The organism is Solibacillus sp. FSL W7-1464 (assembly GCF_038004425.1).
Taxonomy (GTDB): Bacteria; Bacillota; Bacilli; order Bacillales_A; family Planococcaceae; genus Solibacillus.
Window position 1 is genome coordinate 3,679,272 of sequence record NZ_JBBORC010000001.1, and the last position, 22,025, is coordinate 3,701,296.

The window sequence follows — 22,025 nt, forward strand, 5'->3', positions numbered from 1 at the left end:
CATTGAGTGGCTTAATGTTCCGCACTAGTGGTCTTTTTTGATCGCAATATTCAGTTGGAAATTACTTCTTCTAAATAATGCTTTGATAATGGATTCATACATGGCCACGGCCCTGTTCCAAATGGTTGATACTGAGGTGTTGCATTAAGGAAATTTTCAACTGATTCATTCAAGGTCATCATTAATAAAATATGTCTAATTGGATGTATATTTTTTAATCTTTCAACACTTAAATGTGATAACCAATCATTTTTTAACGGATTAGAATTAAGTACATCCAATGTTTCCTCATTAAACCTTGCCAGTATTAAATTAGCTAATTTACTTTTTATTTGTATAGGTTGACTTCCAATTCCGCTGATTTTAATAAACTCATAATACTTTTCATAAAGGTCCCTGTAACTTATGGCGTCTACTTTATTTTTAAAGAAATATTCTACATTTCCTGATATATCTAACAATATCTCAAAAACCTTATTTTCTAGTTCAACTTCTTCTGATAAGTTCATATTATGATCTGGCATTATAAATATATTTATAGGATTTTTTTTTATATTTATATTTAATTTGAATAGAGCTTTTTTGTGCTTACTACATACCATTACTCCCGGAACTTGGAATATTCTATTCCAAAAACATTCACCATGATTTTCCAACTCTTCTTTAACGCACTCGCTACAATAAAAGAAATTCTCTTTTTCAGGAATGTCCCAGGTGAACCTTTTTCTACTCTTCACATAAATATCTAAAGAACTTGAAGTAACAGGTCTTCCATTCATAAATGGGGCGTAAAATGGAAAGATGGTATGGTCATATAAAAAATAATCTTCTGTATATTCATTTGAAAAATGTTTGATTTTAGATACAAGTATATTTATGTGGGCAATATAATCTTCATACATAACGGGCCACACAATATCAAATGTATCCTTTATAGCTTTTCTTTTAGATACAATCCCCATATGACTAGCGTATCTAGCAGCTAAGCTATAAATACTTTCATTTTTATATGGTTGAGGAAAATAACCAAACATTAAAGTTTCACCTACTTAAATTAATATATTAGTTTTATACTAACACCCTTTAATAAGTAGCACATACAATTTTTATTTTCATATGGTAGACAATAAAAAGTGTAGAGCACCTGTTTATTAGGTGCTCTACACATCCATAAAAATTTTATTCTCTGGTAAACTAAAAGTTAGCGAAATAAAGTGTAGCTCTCATATCTGCAATATATATCAATATTAGCGTTAATCAACCTGATATTACTTAAAGAGACTCTAAATTTCACCTAGATTCAAAATTTTCCTTCCAATAATAATTACTTAACACTTCAGCAAGAGCTTCCGTTGATCGATGAAGTTCTTCTACCGTATTATCTACTCCCCCAATTTCTATAATTAATGAGTTAGGGGCGAGATCTTGATTATAAATTCCATTTCCCTGACTACTACTTTTTTTAAGTATGCCTTTTGACAAAGCTGGGTATCTATTCTCTAATAGAGTATGTAGATTATTCGCAAACTGAAGATTTTTTTCATATTCCGCATGACCAGTTCCCACTACAAAAAGTAGAGTAGCATATTTTGTTCTATTTATTTCAGTCGTTGTATTTTCTTTTCGTAATGAATCACGGTGAATATCTATAAAGTATTCAAGGTCTTTATTTTCATTTTGTGATAGTTGCACTAGCTCCCTTGAAACATTGTAAGAGCTGGTGTAATCTAAGTTCCTAGAATTCAAAAGTTGTACAATATCTACTGTCTCAACTTTCGTTCCTACTCCCCTTTGGTCCATTGCTCGCCCAAGCATTTTTCCAACTAATGTTATGTTTGCTACTGAATGATAAGCTTCTTCTGGTCTGATTGTATCTTTTAGATAAGGCAAAAAGGATTCCCTACTATGGGAATGATAAATATAAACAACTTCTTTACCAAAAGTAGAGTGGATAGCCGAAATTTCTTTAGGTGATTTCATATTTCCAAAAATCCCCTCAATATTTTTTAATCGAAGAGTTCTGTCTTTTGATACTATTTCCATAGGTGGTTTTAATTCATCTCTATCCGTATTTTCAAAAGTCTTATCCTCTTCTGAATTTTCTATAGAGAAATTAATAGTGGGATCTTTTTTATTTAAAACACTATTTATAACTTCGTTTTCCTCATTATTTTTATTATTAAGATTGTAGGTCATTGCCAACCAAATAGTAGCTATTGCCCAGATAATAAAAAGGAAAATCGCAATATAAAGAAGTAATTTTGCTTTATTATTTCCCTTTCTTTTGTTCTTATCTTCTGTTAATTTAGGAGACATTTTGACCCTTCCCTTGCTATATTTATTAATTTAATCAAGTATTTAAAAACACCCTCAAGTAAATCCCAACTATTACTTGAGGGTGTTTTTATATAGGTTCTTTCTTATTTAATTAGCAATCTAGAAACTTATGTTAGATTACTTCTACTTGTCCCATCATTCCGTTTTCTTCATGTTCAAGAACATGGCAGTGGAACATATATATACCTTTATTATTAAATTTCACGGCTAATTTAACTGTTTGACCAGCTTCAATTGAAATTGTGTCCTTCCATCCCTGCAAGTTTACAGGTGGCTCATTCCCATCTATTGAAACAACTTTAAATTGAGTACCATGAATATGAAACGGATGAATCATGCCACCCATCGCATCTGGTTTATTGTAAATCTCCCAAATTTCTGTTTCACCTTGCTTCTGGGTAAAATCAATTCGATTCATATCAAATTGTTTATCATTAATATATACCATTTTTCCCATACCGAAAAGTTCTAGTTTTTTCGTAACGGATAAACTTCTCTCTTCGTCTGTCACTGCGTAATCATTCAAACTAGTTGAAATTTCTATCGGATTTGTTTTTTGCTCATCAATAATAAATGGTAATAAAATTGTATCGTCTTCATTCAAAAGTGCAATTTCACTTTCAGAATCAAATTTTGAAAAATCCACAATAATTTCTGCACGCTCACCAGGTGCTAATGTAATTTCACTCAATTCAATTGGGCTATTTAGGAAGCCACCATCACTTGCTATTTGTTGGAATTTATCACCCGTATTTAATTTAAATGTGTAGTTTCGTGCATTCGCTCCGTTTAATAAACGAAGTCTCACTTTTTCTTTTCCTATTGTCAGCTTTGGGTTTAATGTACCATTCACTAATAAAGTATCTCCGATAGTGCCATCATCATTGCGTACTGCTTGGTAATCAAACTGTTTTTCGTCAGTGAATTCTCTATCTTGAAATACTAATGGAAAATCATTTACCCCATATTCTTTTGGTAAGGTTAGATTTTTAGAATTAGCATCTTCAATATAAATTAATCCTGCTAGACCTTTATAAACTTGTTCAGCAGTAGAACCCTCCGGATGTGGGTGGAACCAAAGTGTTGAAGCCCCCTGACTAACCGTAAACTTCACGTCTTCCATTGCGCCTGGTTCTAAGAGCTGATGTGGACCACCATCACCTTCACCTGGTATATCTACTCCATGCCAATGAAATGTGGTAGGTTCGGCTAATTCATTTTTTGTTCTAAAAATTACTGATTCTCCTTCATTTACTCGAATAACCGGACCTAAATATGAACCATTATATCCAAATGTTTTAGTTTGAATTCCTTTAAAAATTTCTGTTGTACCTTGTTGAGCATTAATATTAACAATTCCATCTTTCGGTTCAATTAATTTTGGAATAGCTAACTCATTTTCCCCCGTTGAGTTATTAAGTGCAACAAGGTTCGTATGACTTGCATGACCGTTTTCCATATCCATTTCTTCCTTTTCCTCGTCAGTCATGTTCGAATGGTCCATTCCCTCCATGTTTGTCATGTTTGAATGATCCATATTCCCATGTCCGTCAGATTCAGAACTATCTGCACTACATCCCGCAACAATAACACTACTAATTAGTAATGTAGTAACTAAAAAATTAAATTTCATGAGAATTTCCTCCCTATGTTTCGTTACAATTACTGTAACAAATAAATATGGAAAAATTATGGAGTTTAAGGGAGCCACCAAATTTCGTAAGTCAACTGTCAAAGTTTATTCGAACTGTATTTCGGAATGAATTTTTAAATACCCGTTATCATAACTATTTGGAAGCATTTTTATTATTGCAGTATTAAGACATGATATAATTAAAATGTTAAGAAACTCCAATCCATCTAATAGCGAAAATAAAAAGTAGAAGAATTAATACGGGGAATCTTCGGGAGCAACAGCGAAAGAAGAAAGGGGGAAACTATGACGAAAAAAATACGAAGTGATTTATTTTATTTGAAACAATTTGGTTTTAACGATTCACTTTTACAAGCGATTTTTCAGTTGAAATTAGACCCCATCGTGAGTATTTTTAATAACGAAAATGAATTAATTATGGAAATTGAGAGTAAATTTACAGATAAAGATAGGGAATTAGCAAGAGATTATCAGCAATATAAAAACTTCAAATCGGAATTATTTAATACAGAAACTTTTTTAAAAGATAGAAAGAGTAAGATTTATTTTAAATACGATTACAATGAATTGACGGCTTTAATTCCCAAAAAAATCATGCCACTTTTTATGTATTCAAAAGGTGATATTTCACTATTATCCTTAGATAGAAAAAGAGTCGCTATTGTCGGTACACGTAACCCATCAGAGAAATCTATTGAATTAACTAAGAAAATAACCCAAAAATATGTTAGCGATAATTATATTATTGTGAGTGGACTAGCTGAGGGCATAGATACGGTCTCACATGCCACTACTCTAGATCTTGGTGGAAAAACGATTGCAGTGCTGCCAACAAATTTCAATAAAATTTATCCCAAAGAAAATAATGATTTAGCGGATTTAATATCTGATAAAGGTTTATTAGTAACAGCAATCGGTCCTAAAGAAAATACTTATAAATCAAGCTTTTTAGATAGAAATCAATATGTTGCTAATATGAGCGATTTAATAATAGTTGTTGAAACAAACTTAAAAAGTGGCACTATGAATACTATTAGAAATGCATATGAAGCTAATAAAAAGATACTTTTTGTAGATCAAGGTGATGAAGCGCTAAATAATAAAATTTGTGAATTTGGAGGGGAAATGATAAATGACAAATAAATTGATTCTTATTTCAAAGTTAGTTTTTTTTACTGAAGAAAATGAACTGATTGAGAAAAACTTAAGGATATGTGATTTATTTAGTGATGCTAATATTATATTAGCTATTGTTGCTAGACAAAGTACAATTAATATACTGAAAAGTAAATTACCCGAAGAATATAAGAAGAAAATAAAATTATTAAATCGAAGTAAAGATACAGAAGCAAAAATAAAAGATTTGAAAGAAAGAGGTATAATTATAGGAATGGTAGGTATTGTTAATGAAGATGCTTTATTTTCATTCCATTGTAAAATTCCATTGTTTAACCCAGAGTCGTTAAGTAATAGAGTAACTGTTTCAGAGAAAGTTGAAAAATATGGTTTACCCATATATGACTTTAAAGACGTGATAGATTGCTTAAAGGCATATGAAATACACAAACAAAATTACTTTCAAATGATTTTTGGAGACTCATTTAGCGTTATCAGTTTAAATAACGCGAATACACATTATAGACCTGAAGAAGAAGCAAGAGTTAAAAAGATTTTTGAAACTAATTTAAAGGGTATTGAATCTAAACGTGAACAAAGAATATTACTTCTTTTATTATTCCATCTTATAAACGAAGTAACAACTAATAGTTACTACGAAAAGGTAGATTATTGGGGTACCTTTCCATCTTCTAATCCTCAAAACACATTTACTTCAGTTTCATTCTTAAAGGAAGCTGTTAGAGTAATTCTTAATGGAGGACCAAAAAAAGGACCAGAAATATTACTCCGACATCAACAAATGCCAGCTAAACATAACAGTGGGGCAATTCGTTTGAAAACTAAAAGTAATAATGATTTCGAAACTTTAATTGTCAATCCAGCTTTAAAAAATAACATTAAGGGAAAAGTAATTTGTATTATTGATGATTATATTACAAATGGCTATTCAGCCGAGGCAACAAAACACTTACTGTTGGCTGCAGGCGCTAAAGAAGTGATATTCCTTTCATTTGGTAAATTCGGCAAAAAATACTTTTCAACTGATTATTTAATAGAGGGAGATGTATATTCTAAATATACTTATGAATTTATAAAAGAAAACCTTTATGAAGGTAATTTTGGTAAAGAAATATTTTATAATTCCAATAATGATTCGGAAATTTCAAATTTTGCAGACTTGATTTAAACCTGTTATAAATCTATAAAAGATATAGGTAATTTAAGACCTATTAAATTCATCTTTCAGCATCCAGCGACCGCTTTACAGAGAAATACCAATTCTCCAATTGGACTTTTACTTTCCTTTAAGACTCAAACAATCTTCAACAATCGTGTGCGATTGTTGAAGAAAGAATGGCAACCATATTTTTACTCCCTAAAATGTAAACGGTGTACTGCATTTAGGATATGTTATTCCACAGCTAATTCTCTTTCAGTTACCCATTTATGATTGGTTACTTTTTCACCTGTTGTCGAGATGTAATCTACCATATAAACTGTTGTTTTCTCAACAGAATCGATTATTGCAGTTGCACCTTTCATTCCTTCCATGTGATCTGCTATAATCTTGACTTCTGTCCCAACCTCTATAGGCTCCTTACCAACACCCTCCAATTCCTCTTGGATAACCCATTTATGATTTATTACAGGCTCTTCACCATTTGTAGGAGTATATGACACTGTATATACAGTTGTATCGTATGCCCCTATAATTGTAGCTTCAGCACCTTTCATACCTCCCATATGATCAGCCTGTATGATTGCTGTGTTTCCAACAGGAAAGGTGGGGTTTTCAGCTTTTATTATTCCTTTAGGAACTTCACCTGTTCCAGAATGATTCATATTATGCCCTGTCATTTCTTTACTTGAAGCTTCTTCTTGAGATGATTTTTCGTTATCATTCCCTGCACATGCTGAAAGAGTTAGGATTGCTGTAGTTGTAAACATCCAGATTATTAGCTTATTTGCCACATGAATTCCTCCTATCATATAGCAATAGTTTTTGTATGATACCTTTAAATATACATAAATTTTTATAATGAAAGCCCCTCCATTCATAGAATAGAAACAACTATTCATCATTCCAGAATATTTCCAACTTTAATTTTATTTTTCTAACTCCCTAGTGCTAAACAAATTTATAGTAAGAATATTGACGAAAGATACATAATAGTTAATGTTAAACCTATTAACAATGCTAAAAAACTAATTCCCTTAAGGTCTTCATTCTTTTCCTTTTTTCTATATTCTTTATATGTTAATTCCCCCATAGTAAATCTTAAACCATTCTGATTAGGACTTACTGAATAGAATCTCCCCTCAGTATCTTCTAAAACTGCTTTTGATATCAATGCTCTTCCATCTCCAAAGTTTTCAAGATTCTGAGGTTCAATAATACTATCATCAGCAAGCTCTAATTTTATCATCTTGTACTTTGATTGTTTTCTCATTGTTTCACATATCCTATAAGCCTGCAGTTCAATAAAATTACTAGAAATACACACTTAACTCAACTCACTTCTAATTTAGATTTTAAACATGTTATTTTATTATATTCCTTTCCCTTTAAATTTCTCCTATAATTCAGGGTTTAAAAATTTATAAAAAAGCCTAAGAATTCTTAGGCTTTCAGATTGTTGTAACCGTCAAGTAGAATTAAACAGTTTTTCACAAGTAAGTTTCAACAGTTTTCACCAATTAAGTTTCAACAGTTTGATGTTGGAATAAAGCCTTTCTATATTTCATTCGAATACTATCTGCCTCTTTGTCAAATGTGATAATCTCACTTCGATGAAGTAAGCGATCCAAAATAGCGGTTGTTAATGTTGGGTCTCCTAAAAACTTCCCCCATTCTCCTGGACCTTTGTTTGATGTCAATATAAATGCAGCTTTATCATATAAATCATAGATAAATTGAAAGAATAAGTTAGCTTCCTGAGCTTCGTATGTCATGTACATCACGTCATCAATGATAATCAAATCAGATGTAATAATCCGCTTGTAACGAGTTTTCGACTTGTTGGTATATTCTTTTGTTTTTAAAACATACATGAGTTGGCTCATGGAGATAAAGGATACTTGGTATCCTTTCTCCACGGCGTGTATTCCTAAAGCGATCGACAAATGCGTTTTACCAGCTCCAGTTGGGCCCATCATAATTAATGTGAAATATTCTTCAACCCAATTCAATTCTTTTAGAACATTAAGTTGTTTTTCTCCTATTGCTGATTGTTCATTCAAGTTATATTCTTCAAAAGTTAACTTCTCTGGAAACTCAGCCCACTTCATTAATCTCTCATTATTCTTTTTCTCTCTACAGTTCAATTCGTAACTCAAGATTTCGTGAATCAATTCATGATAAGTCCAATTCTTTGATTCCGCTGCTCGCATTAGATTCGGCAACTCTTTTGCTGTCTCAGCCAGACGTAGGGTGCGACATTTGTCTTGTAATAATTCGAAAGGATGGGTCATATTAATCTCTACCTCCAGCTAAGACTTTTAAATAAATATCTTCAGATCGTTCTGGCGCAATCAAATCCTTATATTTCTGATTCAGTTCAATAGCCGAAGGAGAGCCTTTTTGGCTCTGTATAGATAGAGAGTTGGCAATATCCCGAAAATCATTCGCACTTGTCATATTGAGTTTTTTCACCTCTTCTAATGCCTGATCACAATGATTAGGGTAAACCTTTATTGCTTGTTCAAGTACTTTTAATTGATCAGTTAAATGTCGAGGGTATCGCTCTTTTAATTGATGTATTAACCACTGAATATTTTCTTTATCTAAAAATACATCTTCGATTTGTTTGATTAATAATTCTCGTTTAGATGTTCCGTATTCTCGATGGGAAGGGTCAGAAATAACACGACCTCGTTCACTAGAAATTTTATGTTTTGCTAATATTGAGCCAGTTTGCTTTAATCGAATAATTAACCAACCATCATCTTCTTGAACATATGCAATATTAGGCGCATCTCCTCTGAATGTACCTTTTGGTACACTATATCGATTTCCGCCAAAACGAATGACATTGTCCTTTTGTATACTTCTTGTTATACTAGAAGCGAGAATATTCTCGAAAATATAGGTACCAGAGACTTTCTTTAAGTGTTGCTTTTCGAGGGCGTGCACTTCAGAAGGTCTCTTTTTCGTATTATGATGTACCTTATAGTTTCCTGTTCGTTTGAGCCAGGCATGACAAGATTGATTCCAATCTGTGATGTTACCAAATACACGATGTTTACTGAAGTTATTTTTGATAAACTTAACGACTTGTTCGATTTTTCCTTTCGACTCCGGGTCGCTTTTTCTACAAAGATATATATTAAATTGCCGTGTTTGATGGTATTTGGTAAATTCCGATGTCATAATTAAATCACCTGCATTTTCACTTACTGCTAATAACGCATCCTGATCATAAACAATTTCTTCAGAAATTCCCCCGAAATAATGGAAAGCACTCTCATGCATTCGAATGACATCAGCTGTACGAAACGGACGATCTAACCACTCCGCATATTTATACCTTGAATGAGAAAGTATAAAAGCAATGAAGTACAAACGCTTATTATGACCATCTTTATCCTTTACCACTGTTTGACCAAAGTCTACCTGTATTTGTTTTCCCATTGGTAGTTCTGGAACAGTGGCATATGTACGTTGAGTCAAAACTTTCGGGATATGATAACGATCTCTTAATTCATTTAAGTAATTCCGAACGGTATTTTCAGCGACCTCTTTAAAGTTGAATTTCTCCTCCAACCAATCATAAACCTGTGCTCCTGATAAATCAGGATGTTCACGTAACCATTCAAGTATTTCATCATGAAACTGATCCAATTTTTTCTCCCTAGTCCGTAAGGAACTTATGAACTCTTCAAATTCCTCAGTCGTCATATTCAAATAATCTATGACTGTATTTCTTGATATATTTAACTTTTTTGCAATTGCACTTTTTGAGAATCCCTCTTTATATAATCGGTGGATCTCTATATAATTCATAAACCTGTTCACTCCTAATTCCTCACCTTCAATAAACTTAATATAAGTATATTGAAAGAATGATAGTTTTTGGATAACTGTTTAATCTTATTTGGGGAATTCTGTTGATTTCTATTTGTGGAAAACTGTTAACTCTAGTTTAGCGTTTACAATTGTCGACAAAAGGCATCGAGAGTTCGCCTCTCGATGCCTTTTGTCTTTTCGTTCCCCAAATTAATGTACAGAATTTGGGGAACGTATCTCCTCTTCGAGGGAAGATGCCCTCATCTAAGCTCCTTGCCAAGTCCATGTGGCAAGTTTCTTCAAGTTCATGGCAGCAAAAGTAAGCATCGCCTGCATGGACAATTTTTTAAGGCCCCTTAAAGTTGTCCATCGCATACCATGCTTTTCTTTTGCATCCGCAAAGACACGCTCAACCGTTTCTTTACGTTTCGCATAGATTGATTTAATTTCATGATGATGACGAAGATGTTCCGCTTCTTCTACATATTCGGCCCAAATATGACGTTGAATCAATTTCGTATGATTTTTGCTTTCTGTACATTGTGCTAAAAATGGACAGTTGGCACAAATCGCGGAATTTGATTTGTATTGGCGGTAGCCTTCTTTCGTAGTTGTCACATATGGTAACATCTGATCATTTGGGCAAATGTAGCAATCATAATGTTCATCATAGACATACTCATGTTTACGGAAGAAGCCATCTTTCGTTTTGGGTCTTGTATAAGGAAGAACAGGCAACATTTGATTTTCTAACAAAAAGTTCGTAATCGCAGGCGTTTTATAAGCAGCATCCGCAGCAACAGCCACTGGCTTTTTCACACGATGAATGACCTTTTCAACAAGCGGTTGCAGCATATGACTATCATGGATATTACCAGGTGTCACAATCGTTCCTAATACAAAGCCACGTTCATCTGTCGCTGCATGAAATGAATAGGCAAATTGTTTTGTCCGTTCGTCCTTCACATAGTAACCACTTTCAGGGTCCGTTGTGCTCTCTTTGATTTCTTTCCATTCTTCCTTTTCAAACTTCTCCGGTGGAAACGGCTTTTTTCCGTTCTTTTCACGGTCTATGTTTAGTTCTTCCTGTAGCTTTTCTTCATAGGCACGTGTCTCTTTTCGAACCATCTTTTTATCAAATTTTCGTTTATTCGCACTTGCCTTCACATGCGTGGAATCAATAAAGATATGGTCAGCTGATAATAAACCCGCATCAACGATTTCTTTCAAGATGCGATAGAAAATCTGTTCAAATACATCTGTATCCTCAAAACGCCGCGTATAATTTTTCCCAAACGTCGAGAAGTGAGGCACTTCTGTATGAAAACCGAAGCCTAAAAACCAGCGGTACGCTACATTCGTTTCAATTTCCTTAATCGTTTGGCGCATCGAACGAATACCAAAAACGTATTGAATCATTGTCATTTTAAATAAGACAACAGGATCAATACTTGGTCTACCGAAAGGTGAATATAAGTTTTCAACTAATGGATATACAAAAGAAAAGTCAATGGCTGCATCTAATTTACGCACGAGATGATTTTCTGGGACAAGCTGTTCAATCGTCAACATTTCTAATTGATTGCGTTCATTCATTTGGTTTTTAGTCATCATATCGGGACACCTCTTTGATTTAAATAAACTTTATAAGAAAGAATAGATCAAGTTGATTGGAATGGAAGGGGCGACTTCTGCGGGAAAAGCGGGACTGCCGATACACCGCAGGAGCGTAGCGACGAGGAGGATTGGCACCCGCCCGCGAAACGCGTCCCCTGGAATGGAAATCAACGGTTTTCATTAGTTAACTTTATTTTAAAACAAAAAAGACTGTAGGCAAACTCGAATTTCTTCGAGTTTGTCTACAGTCTGAAAGCCTAAGAATTCTTAGGCTTTTTTTATTTTAGCAATTATTAATCTTTAAAAGTTGAGCATTGATTGCACAAATAATCGTACTCAACGACATAACTGCTGCACCTATTGCCGGTGTAATAACAATACCAACGCTATAGAGAACACCAGCTGCAAGAGGAATTGCAATAATGTTGTACCCTGCAGCCCAACCAAGGTTTTGAACCATTTTTCGGTGACTAGCTTTTGAAAGCTTTAATGTGCTTAGGATATCTACTGGATTACTATTTACTAAGACAACATCCGCTGTTTCAATGGCAACGTCTGTTCCAGCTCCAATTGCAATCCCTAAATCTGCCTCAGCTAACGCTGGTGCATCATTCACTCCATCACCAACCATCGCTACTTTCTTTCCACCTTCTTTTAACGCTTTTATATTATTAGATTTTTCATGTGGTAATACCTCAGCGATAACTTGTGTCATTCCCAGCTTTTCACCTACATAGTTTGCCACTCGCTCGTTATCGCCCGTCATCATAATCGTTTCAATCCCTAAATCCTTTAATTCTTTTATCACTTTATAAGATGATTCGCGAATAATATCAGCTAATGCAATCATGCCTTGTAACATATTATCTTTTAATACAAAAATAACTGTTTTTCCTTCTTGAGCTAGCTTTTTAAAAGTTTCTTCTTCGAATGAAATATTACTTTCTCTTAATACACCTGGACTAACTATTGCAATTTCAAAACTGTTAACCTTCGCTACAAGGCCTTTACCAGTTAAATTTTGATAGTCAGTTACTTGATATACTTCTAAATTACGTTTTTTCCCTTCTTTAACAATTCCCTTAGCTATTGGATGTTCAGACTGCAATTCAACAGAATATGCGAGTTTTAATAGTTCTTCTTCACTGATATTTTCTGCTGGATGAACATCTGTTACTCCAAAATTCCCTTCTGTTAAGGTACCTGTTTTATCGAATACAATACGATTTATTCGATAAGCACTTTCAAATGAAGTACGATTTCGTATTAATAAGCCATTTTTTGCTGCAATAGAAGTCGATCTAGATGTAACAAGCGGCGTAGCTAATCCAAGGGCATGTGGACAAGCAATAATTAAAACAGTAACCATTCTTTCTAATGCAAAATCAAAATCACCTGTAACCGCCCAATAAGCCAACGTAATAAGACCTGCAACAATTGCAACATAAAATAGCCACTTTGCAGCAGTATCGGCAAATCCTTGAGCTTTTGACTTCGTTTTTTCTGCATCACTTACTAATTGAATAACCTGAGCAAGGTAAGTATCACTACCTGTTTTTGTTACATTTATTTTTAATACACCATCATTATTAATAGCTCCACCAATAGCATTCATTCCTGCAGTTTTTTCAACAGGAACAGACTCTCCCGTTAACATTGATTCATCTACTGTTGAATGTCCTTCAAAAATCACTCCATCTAAAGGAATTTTTTCTCCTGGCTTTACTAATATATGATTTCCAGGTTTTAAATCTTCTACAGAAACATCAACAATATTTCCAGAGGCATCAATTTTATGAGCCTCTTTTGGCATTAATTTAATCAGCTCTTCTAATGCCTTTGATGCCCCCATAATTGATTTCATTTCAATCCAGTGACCTAATAGCATAATTACTATTAAGGTTGCTAATTCGAAGTAGAAGTCACTTCCTTCAATAAAGAATGCAGTTAACGTACTATAAACATAGGCAGTAACTATAGCCAATGTAATTAATAACATCATACCCGGGGCTCTTTCTTTTATTTCACTCCATGCGCCAAGTAGGAATGGCTTTCCCCCGTAAAAGAAAACTATTGTAGATAATAAGAATAATAAGAAAGTATCACCAGTGAAATCCACATGATACCCAAATAACATTTGAATCATCATAGATAAATACGATATTGGTATAGTTAATACTAATGATACCCAGAAACGCTTTTTGAAATCTCCAATTGAGTGACCATGGTGCTTATCATGCCCTCCTTCATCATGTCTACGGTGAGTATGGCTATGATGTTCAGATTCATTATGTGAATGATGATTCGGTTCAGATTGAATATTTTTGCTATACTCTTCCCCATAATGATTGGACTTCTCATTTAAACTTTGACTACGATGTTCATGTACCTCATGTTTATGTTTAGATTGGTGATGATCATGATGATGTCCCTTATGGTTATAATCCTCTTTGCTTTTTGATTCCATGTACTTACCCCTTTTCAATATTAGATAGGAAAATTATTAAGAATGGTATTACATACTTAGAATTTAAAAAACTACAATAACCTTAAATTGATAGGCGGAAATAAGTTTTACTACATTAAAAATTTTTCATTAGAAATACTACCCTAAATATAATATACATGTTAATTATGCAAAATTTATCAAAATCAATCCTAGTTCATACATTTACGGAGGTAATGGGCATTCTCACTTTTACCTAACAATTATCTTTCCAACCATCCCCAATTCTTTATGTCCTGGAACTGTACAAACAAATTCATATGAACCAACAGTGGTTGGTATAAATCTTATGCTTTGTTTTTCTTTAGAGTTTGCGTGTAAATGAATCATATTAGCTTTCGAACTATGTTCATGATCTGATTCAATCTCATTAATATTAGGTAGTATTACTTCAATATCATGTTCTACATTATCCTCATTATTTAGTATTAGATTTACTGGTTGATTCTTTTCTAAAATAATTTCTGTCTGTTTATATTTCATATTAAAAGTTTGAATAGTAATATTTCTCGTATCTATAGCCTGATTATTATTCTCTGTTTTGGTATGTGCATGGGCGTTATGTATTAATTGCTCTTTAGCTTTGACCTGTTTCTCTGCAAATGTTAACCCTCCCAAAAAATAAGCAGAAATAAATATTCCAATTAATAAAGGTTTTAAAATCGCTACTTTGCTTTGTAAATATTCCGTACCATTTTTTCGAGGCAGAATAGCAAATAAAAAGATTGTTGAAATTGATAAAAAAAGGAAAATCCTCACTAAATACAGCGACTGATTTTCATTTATCATTTCTCCTAACATGGCCCCCATCATACCACTCATTATTCCAGTCATTGTGCCCTCTAATACAGCTAGCAAACTATAGTTCATACCAATTAATAACCCCGCAATCGAACCTATTAGGCAAGCTAACATTGTCGAAAAAAATAATTCACCTTGATATGAAGCACCAAGGAGTATCCCTACTGTTAAACCAGTGTTCATACTAAAAAACATTGTTATCATCATGCATTGCATCAAATTAATTTTGTTCTTCTCATATCTAGATATCATCAAAACACATATTGTTAGCACTGCCAGTGAGGCTAAAATAAATATTTGATAAAACCCCATCAATCCAACCTTTCTCACTTTTTTAATTTATACCCTTATATGGTATGCATAAATCTGTTATTTAATTAAAGCTTCTTGTTTTTTCTAAAAATGATGTTTGCTTCTTTTAGACCTACAAGATTTACAATTAAAGTAATTTAAACTGTTTATTTGATTTAATCTGCATAATTTTGTTACATAAATGAAAAATTTAATGTGCAGTTTCTATGTTAACCTTACATTATTCATATTAAGTAGTGTTTTTTGAGAGGAGTAAGGTAATAGGTGAAGAAGAAATGGTTACTACCAATATTTGCATCCTTTATGATTTTCACAAGTGTTGGTGCAAATAATACAGAAGCAGCAGCAGTATCTGATTTAACAACTACTGCAAAGAATTATCTTGGAGCCCCATATAAACTGGGTGGGACAAATATTAAAACAGGTGTTGATTGTTCGGCATATACACAATTAGTATTTTCTAACTTGAGTATTTCCTTAAATCGAACTTCAAAAGCACAATATCAACAAGGAACTTCAGTTTCAAAAAGCGAATTGGTAGCTGGCGATCTTGTATTTTTTAATACTTCTGGTTCAGGTGTTTCTCATGTTGGAATATACATAGGAAGTGGAAAATTTATATCAGCAACACCGAGTTCGGGTGTTAAGATTGATAAAATAAATGACCCTTATTATTGGGGATCTCGTTACATAGGAGCCAAACGTGTTGCAGATTTCACAACTGAAGAACAAACTGAAGTTAAAGGTTCTGAAATTGATTTCAGTGTTTATGCATCTCGTGGTGAAGTAGCTCTACAACTTGCACAAGCATTAGGATTAAATACCTCTGATACAAGTTCATCATTCACAGATGTAAAATCATCTTCTGAATATGCAGGTGCTGTAACTGCGTTAAACAAACTAGGTATATTTAGTGGCGATACAAACGGTAAATTTAATCCAAATTCACCTATTACACGTGGTCAACTTTCAAAAGTATTAGTTAAAGCTTTCAATTTAAAACAACAAGGGAATGCAGAAGTATTTTCAGATGTTCCCGCATCTCACTGGGCTAAAGATTATATTTCAGTCTTATCCTCTAATAAAATTACGAACGGTAAGGGTGACGGTACCTTTGGCTTAAACGATAAAGTTACGTTAAAACATTTAGATGCCTTTTTGAATCGGTTAACTAAATAAGTGAACGAATAGAATAGAATAGAATAGAATAAAAAAACATTAATATTTCTCTAAAAAAAACGCTTGGTATAATGGATACCAAGCATTTTTTTATATCCCCCAATACGTAATGGTGTCAAGGATGCCAATGAAAATCAGCACAATTCCTGCAATCCTTTGTATGACTCTTCCTGCCTTCAAACTTCTTCTCATGATTAAGCCCTTTACATCAAAACACCATATTAGCCCTAAAATCAAAATAAGAGGTATTGATGTTGCGATTCCAAATATTGCCGGGAGCACTAATCCATAAGATGTAGATGCTACTGTAGGCATTAGCCAAACGAAAAAGAGGACAAACATTGTCGGACAAAATGCAATTGCAAAACTTGCACCTAAAAGGAATGAGCCTACTTTTCCCTTTTTTAAACCTTCTGCTATATGAAAATTAAAGCGACTTAAAAATTGAAACTTTAAAAATCCTAATAGTACAAATCCAGTAATAATTAATAAGGGACCAATTATTTTACGAAATAATGGAAAGTACTCCGTCATTTTTGTTTCAAATGATTGACCAAAAAACCAGGCTAATAATCCGATGACACTATAAACCATTACTTTTCCAATAATGAAAGATGTAATTACTCCCCAACTGTTGTTTATTTGAATCGTTCGATTTCCATAAAGGGTTATTGCGCTAATATTTCCGGTGAGTTGACAGGGAGCTACGGCGCCAATTAACCCTAGAAGAAGGGCTATAAAAATTGGAGAATGATCATATGAATGTAAAAAAACAGAAACCGGGTTACTGATTATTTGACTTATTTGAGACAAAAAATTATACATTTTATTGTCACCTTCTCTAGTTATTTATGGAATGCTAATTTGCCCCAACTTGAACTTTATCTATAGATTGAAAAATATATCTCCCCCTCATTTACATACATTTTCCTACCTTACCTGCTGTATCTCATAGAACATATCCCTAAATCAATTTCATTGTTGTGATACAAGTACCGTCATTTTCAAATGTAGAAAATTCAGATTCAACCTCTTTTCCTTGATGCTCAATTTTTATTTGGAAAGTTTGTTCACGCGGTAGCCATAAATCAATAAATCCATTCACTTCTGTTCTTAATATGTCATCAACTAGGACATTACCTTTTGCATCCTCAATGTATACATTAAACTCTTCACTTACCATTTCACCCTGACACCCCGTTAAACTATGATTTTCGCAAGGATGTGTTTCATTTATGTAAGGGGCAATCGAAACAAAAAATTCATCTTTAGGAAGGTCATATACTTGCTCATTTCCATCGTTTTCTTTTACTAATAATTGTTTAGATGTTATAGAAGCGGACTCAGCTGTAACATTTCGGGCACTATAGTCTTGAACTAATTCCTTAATTTCTCTACTTTCAGTTTTTATAGAACTGTTTTCCTCAATCTTATTTTCTTCACTACAAGCTGTCATTAGAACAACTGCAAAAATAGTACTAATAAGCATTTTAAATTTCATTTTTACTTTACACCTCTTGGTTTTTATTTAAATTTAAGTCCATTTATAACCGATTCCCCAGACAGTCTTTAGAAATTCACTAGTAGGAAAACCTGCTTTCTTCAACTTTTCTCTCAAATTGCGAATATGGGAATCAACTGTTCGAATATCCGTTTCTGTTTCATAATCCCAAGCCGCATTGAGCAATTCTTCCCGAACATAAACTTTAGAAGGTCTAGACATCAGCGCCTTCACAATAAAAAATTCTTTCGATGTAAGTTGAGCTTTCGAATTTTCGTAATACAAGGAATACTTTTCCGTGTCTAAATAGAATTCGTTATAAACAACATTTTCACCATTACTCTCATCTACTTCTGGAACTCTTCGTAAAATTGCATTAACTCTGGCAATCAATTCTCTTTCATCAAATGGCTTTGTGAGATAATCATCAGCGCCGATATTTAATCCCTTTACTAAGTTCAGTTTATCTGATCTTGCGGTAAGCATAATTATAGGGACTTGTGAGAATTCACGTATCTTTTTACAAACTTCCCATCCATCCATTTCAGGCATCATTACATCTAAAATAACCAAATTTACTTTTTCATTTCTAAGTGTTTCTAAAGCATTTTTCCCAGTTTTTTCTTTTAGACATGTAAATCCGTGTGGAACTAGAAATAATTCAACTAAATCTAACATTCTTTGTTCATCATCCACTAAAAGAACGTTTTGCATTTATTTTTTCTCCTTTTATATCGTTATTTTAAACGTACTACCCTTCTCTATTTTGCTTTCGACCTCGATGGTTCCTCCATGTGCATCTACTAACTCTTTCACAACAGCAAGACCGATTCCTGAGCCACCATACGCACGTGATCTTGATTTTTCAACTCGATATAATTTTTCAAATATAAATTCTATTTCGTTTGATGGAATTCCAATACCAGTATCAATGACAGAAATAACTGTTTTTCCATCCTTTTCATATGCTTTTAAACAGACCTCTGAATTCTCGTTGGAGTATTTTAAAGCATTATCTAATAAATTTAGTAGTATTTGTTCTAATCTAAGAGCGTCAGCATAGATGTGTAAATTGCTTTCACAAACAAAATTTAGTCTGATTTTTTTTATTTCAAATAAAGGGGCTACCAACTTATAAATATTCTCTAAAAATGGTTTGGCCAAAAAGTGTTCTTTAGAAATGGTGAAGGAGTTTTCATCCATTCTTGCCAAATCTAATAAGTTTCTCATTAATTCTTTCATTCGATTTGATTCTTCACTAATAATTTCTAAGTAATATTTACGATCCTTATCACTCAAATCTTCTCTTTTTGCAACTTTCGAGTATCCAATCAAATATGTTAGTGGTGTATTTAATTCATGAGCAATAGAAGCAAGGAACTCATTTCTCTCATTCTTTAATCGTTCTAAGTCATTTGCTAATTTGTGAATGGAATTCGATAAGTCACCTAGTTCATCACTCCCTAAATTCGGTAAATTCACTTCAAAATCACCTTTACTTAATTTCTCAGTTGCTTCTTTCATTCGGATTAACGGTCGAGTAAGAATTTTAGATAGTAATGCATATATAATAAATAAAACGATTAAACCTATAATCCCAGATATAACAAAATGCAAGTTCATGTCATCAACCATTTGATTAATTGATTTTGTACTTTGAAACATTAAGACTACACCTGATCGATTTTGATCTACTACGTATGGGTGTACGCTGACAATGTACGGTAGGTTTCTCCAATCCGAAACTACTATGTAATCTTTTCCACCACTAAAATCGTCTACAAAAAGTTGATACTCTTCTTGCAACATATAGGATTTATCGGAACTACCAATAATGCTTCCTGTCCTATCTATTATCATCACTTTTCGATTTTCATTTTTTTCCATTAACACAATATGTTTTATTGTTGTATCTGAATAATGTTCAATAAGGACGTCTCGATGATTTGCACCATTTGCCAATAATAACGAGAACTCTTCTTCGACCCTATTATTAATCATATTTTGATGAAGGTAATACATTAGAAGCGATTCCATTATTAGCACCACTATGAAAAAACAACCCGCTAATTTTGTAGAAATTTTATTCACTTTTATTTTTGCTCTCCTCACATCAAAATGTCTTAAAACATAAATAGATTGTTAGCTAACTTAACTTTCTTTCTAAAATCCTGTGAATCCACCAAAAAATGGCGTTAATAACGCAATAATTTTTGTCATCCAATCAAAATACAATAAAATTCCCATTATAATCATAATAATGCCACCTATCTTCATAAAAACGTCACTACGTTTTTGAAGAAATTTCATTTTCCCTATAAATAGAGACATTATTAAAAATGGAATCGAAAAACCAAGTACATAAAATAACATATACCATATGCCTCTATTTGGATCCGATATCCCTAAAGCAATAACTCCTGCCAAAATTGGTCCAGTACATGGTGTCCAACCTGCAGCAAACCCCATACCGATAATGATGGTGCCTAAATATCCCTTTGGGCGTGATTTAAATAAAAACTTTTTTTCCGCTTGAAGAAAATCAAATTTGAGGAATCCGAGAATTACTAAACCAAAAATAACAATAATAATTGCGCCGATTTGTCTGAGTAAATCTTGATACTGAATGAAAAGTGTTCCAATAATAGAAGTTGAAAATCCTAACGCCATAAAAATTACAGAAAAGCCTAATAAAAAAGATAATGTATGTAATAATGCTTTGCGATTTAATATGCCCTTTTCTTCTTTGAGTTCGTTAAAGGAGATTCCTGTAATATAAGATAAAAATGCCGGATAAAGAGGTAGTGAACATGGAGAAATAAAAGACAAAAGTCCAGCTCCAAATGCAAGAAATAGGTTTAATTGGGTAACCAAATATTTTCACTAATCCTTTCATAAAATCGTTTTCATTATTTTATTTAGTAATAGCTAATGTTAGTATAAGTAATAAATATGGAGAAATTATGCAGAAAATTAATTTATAATTGTTTTGATTTAATAAGATACATAATAACCTGATATAGAAATATGGTAATTTAAAATAAAAAAAGATGTCCACCTTTTGATGGACACCTTTATGACTTTATTTAGTAGATAGTTCGTTTTCTGTTACCCATTTATGATTTTTTACTTGTTCTCCAGTTGTTGAAGTAAAATCAACCATATAAACAGTTGTTTCTTCAGCTGAATCTATTATGGCAGTTGCTCCCTGCATTCCTTCCATATGATCAGCATTAAGTGTTACTTCTGTTCCCGGTTCTAGAGGTGCTTCACCCGCATCCCCTGTTTCTTCATGAATAACCCACTTATGATTTTTAACAGGTTCTCCTCCTGTAGTCGGTGTATAGGAAACAGTATATACAGTTGTATCATAAGCTCCTACAATTGTTGCTTCAGCATTTTTCATACCAGGCATGTGATCGGTTTGAATAATTGCGTTACTCCCAACAGTAAATGTTGGATTTTGAGCTTCTTTCAAGTCTTCTGGAACTTCACCTGACCCAGAGTGATTCATTGTAGCGTGATCCATGCCTGTCTCACTTTCCTTATCAACTCCGGCTTCCTGTTCCTTTAACACTTCGTTTGTTTCTTCTTGTGTGGATTCATTTTGAGAAGTATTTTCATTACCTTCTCCCCCACATGCAGAAAGTGCTAAGGCAGCAGAGATAGAAATAACTCCAACCATAAATTTATTAGCCATTATAAATCCCTCCTATAACTATTAAGGTATTTACCCATAGTTGCCAAAACCAAACTTGGACTGTAGGATTCATTCTCGCTTTGCCCGTTTATGGGTGGCCTACTTCGTATTTAGATAAATTAGAACTATTTCTATGATCATGTCAGGAACAGTTTAAAATGATACCTTCTTCGTATTGCATGCTGCATATAGCTATAGTGCCTGGGCTTATATTTCTAGATTAATTGCGATTGCAAGTAATAATTCAATGCATAGAAGTATTATTCGTATTTTAAAACTACACAAAAATAGCAA

The 22,025-nt window shown here is 33.1% G+C and carries 19 protein-coding genes; 3 read left to right on the forward strand and 16 right to left on the reverse strand.

Translation table 11 applies throughout. The features are described 5' to 3' along the window. Window positions 1-50: 50 nt before the first annotated feature. The 3 genes from MKZ25_RS18385 to MKZ25_RS18395 form a co-directional block, all read right to left on the reverse strand. Window positions 51-1,034, reverse strand: coding sequence for a TnsD family Tn7-like transposition protein (locus MKZ25_RS18385; RefSeq protein WP_340802754.1), 984 nt, complete (start codon window positions 1,032-1,034; stop codon window positions 51-53). A 256-nt stretch (window positions 1,035-1,290) separates the two neighbouring features. Further along, complete coding sequence (gene spoIIP, locus MKZ25_RS18390) at window positions 1,291-2,316, reverse strand: stage II sporulation protein P (protein WP_340802755.1); 1,026 nt, start codon at window positions 2,314-2,316, stop codon at window positions 1,291-1,293. Window positions 2,317-2,449: 133 nt separating this feature from the next. Then, on the reverse strand, window positions 2,450-3,970 hold the full coding sequence (locus tag MKZ25_RS18395; protein ID WP_340802756.1) for a multicopper oxidase family protein: 1,521 nt from the start codon (window positions 3,968-3,970) through the stop codon (window positions 2,450-2,452). 306 nt (window positions 3,971-4,276) lie between these two features. Here MKZ25_RS18395 and MKZ25_RS18400 point away from each other — a divergent pair, with 306 nt between their 5' ends. Both MKZ25_RS18400 and MKZ25_RS18405 read left to right on the forward strand, forming a co-directional pair. Continuing rightward, the gene (locus MKZ25_RS18400; RefSeq protein ID WP_340802757.1) at window positions 4,277-5,134 is read left to right on the forward strand and encodes a DNA-processing protein DprA; all 858 of its coding nucleotides are present in this window, start codon (window positions 4,277-4,279) and stop codon (window positions 5,132-5,134) included. Next, complete coding sequence (locus MKZ25_RS18405) at window positions 5,124-6,296, forward strand: phosphoribosyltransferase (RefSeq protein ID WP_340802758.1); 1,173 nt, start codon at window positions 5,124-5,126, stop codon at window positions 6,294-6,296. Before MKZ25_RS18400 ends, MKZ25_RS18405 begins: the two co-directional genes overlap by 11 nt. 224 nt (window positions 6,297-6,520) lie before the next feature. Here MKZ25_RS18405 and MKZ25_RS18410 read toward each other — a convergent pair whose 3' ends face one another. The 7 genes from MKZ25_RS18410 to MKZ25_RS18440 all read right to left on the reverse strand — a co-directional run bounded on the left by MKZ25_RS18410 (window position 6,521) and on the right by MKZ25_RS18440 (window position 15,351). After that, on the reverse strand, window positions 6,521-7,099 hold the full coding sequence (locus MKZ25_RS18410; protein ID WP_445326887.1) for a YdhK family protein: 579 nt from the start codon (window positions 7,097-7,099) through the stop codon (window positions 6,521-6,523). A gap of 149 nt (window positions 7,100-7,248) precedes the next feature. Beyond that, window positions 7,249-7,560, reverse strand: a complete 312-nt coding sequence (locus MKZ25_RS18415) for a hypothetical protein (RefSeq protein ID WP_340802760.1) — start codon at window positions 7,558-7,560, stop codon at window positions 7,249-7,251. 247 nt (window positions 7,561-7,807) lie between these two features. Next, window positions 7,808-8,581 carry an IS21-like element helper ATPase IstB gene (gene istB, locus MKZ25_RS18420; RefSeq protein ID WP_340800556.1) on the reverse strand — a complete coding sequence of 258 codons (774 nt, stop codon included), beginning with the start codon at window positions 8,579-8,581 and terminating at the stop codon, window positions 7,808-7,810. Window position 8,582: 1 nt separating this feature from the next. Continuing rightward, window positions 8,583-10,112: an IS21 family transposase gene (gene istA / locus MKZ25_RS18425; protein ID WP_340800555.1), complete on the reverse strand. Its 1,530-nt coding sequence runs from the start codon at window positions 10,110-10,112 to the stop codon at window positions 8,583-8,585. Between the two features lie 267 nt (window positions 10,113-10,379). Further along, complete coding sequence (locus MKZ25_RS18430) at window positions 10,380-11,729, reverse strand: IS1182 family transposase (RefSeq protein WP_340802761.1); 1,350 nt, start codon at window positions 11,727-11,729, stop codon at window positions 10,380-10,382. Between the two features lie 286 nt (window positions 11,730-12,015). Further along, window positions 12,016-14,199 carry a copper-translocating P-type ATPase gene (locus MKZ25_RS18435; protein ID WP_340802762.1) on the reverse strand — a complete coding sequence of 728 codons (2,184 nt, stop codon included), beginning with the start codon at window positions 14,197-14,199 and terminating at the stop codon, window positions 12,016-12,018. Window positions 14,200-14,430: 231 nt separating this feature from the next. Continuing rightward, the gene (locus MKZ25_RS18440) at window positions 14,431-15,351 is read right to left on the reverse strand and encodes a plastocyanin/azurin family copper-binding protein (protein ID WP_340802763.1); all 921 of its coding nucleotides are present in this window, start codon (window positions 15,349-15,351) and stop codon (window positions 14,431-14,433) included. Window positions 15,352-15,615: 264 nt separating this feature from the next. Between MKZ25_RS18440 and MKZ25_RS18445 the strand changes: the two genes are divergently transcribed. Next, on the forward strand, window positions 15,616-16,530 hold the full coding sequence (locus MKZ25_RS18445; protein WP_340802764.1) for a C40 family peptidase: 915 nt from the start codon (window positions 15,616-15,618) through the stop codon (window positions 16,528-16,530). Between the two features lie 90 nt (window positions 16,531-16,620). On the opposite strand, the gene MKZ25_RS18450 is transcribed toward MKZ25_RS18445, so the two are convergent. The 6 genes from MKZ25_RS18450 to MKZ25_RS18475 all read right to left on the reverse strand — a co-directional run bounded on the left by MKZ25_RS18450 (window position 16,621) and on the right by MKZ25_RS18475 (window position 21,731). Further along, window positions 16,621-17,355, reverse strand: a complete 735-nt coding sequence (locus MKZ25_RS18450; protein WP_340802765.1) for an urease accessory protein UreH domain-containing protein — start codon at window positions 17,353-17,355, stop codon at window positions 16,621-16,623. Window positions 17,356-17,494: 139 nt separating this feature from the next. Next, window positions 17,495-18,031, reverse strand: coding sequence for a CueP family metal-binding protein (locus MKZ25_RS18455; protein WP_340802766.1), 537 nt, complete (start codon window positions 18,029-18,031; stop codon window positions 17,495-17,497). Between the two features lie 33 nt (window positions 18,032-18,064). After that, window positions 18,065-18,745, reverse strand: coding sequence for a response regulator transcription factor (locus MKZ25_RS18460; RefSeq protein ID WP_340802767.1), 681 nt, complete (start codon window positions 18,743-18,745; stop codon window positions 18,065-18,067). A gap of 15 nt (window positions 18,746-18,760) precedes the next feature. Continuing rightward, complete coding sequence (locus MKZ25_RS18465) at window positions 18,761-20,122, reverse strand: sensor histidine kinase (RefSeq protein ID WP_340802768.1); 1,362 nt, start codon at window positions 20,120-20,122, stop codon at window positions 18,761-18,763. A gap of 72 nt (window positions 20,123-20,194) precedes the next feature. Further along, a complete protein-coding gene (locus tag MKZ25_RS18470) occupies window positions 20,195-20,905 on the reverse strand; it encodes a cytochrome c biogenesis CcdA family protein (RefSeq protein WP_340802769.1) in 711 nt (236 codons plus the stop codon). A 208-nt stretch (window positions 20,906-21,113) separates the two neighbouring features. Next, the gene (locus tag MKZ25_RS18475) at window positions 21,114-21,731 is read right to left on the reverse strand and encodes a YdhK family protein (protein WP_340802770.1); all 618 of its coding nucleotides are present in this window, start codon (window positions 21,729-21,731) and stop codon (window positions 21,114-21,116) included. Between the last annotated feature and the right edge of the window lie 294 nt (window positions 21,732-22,025).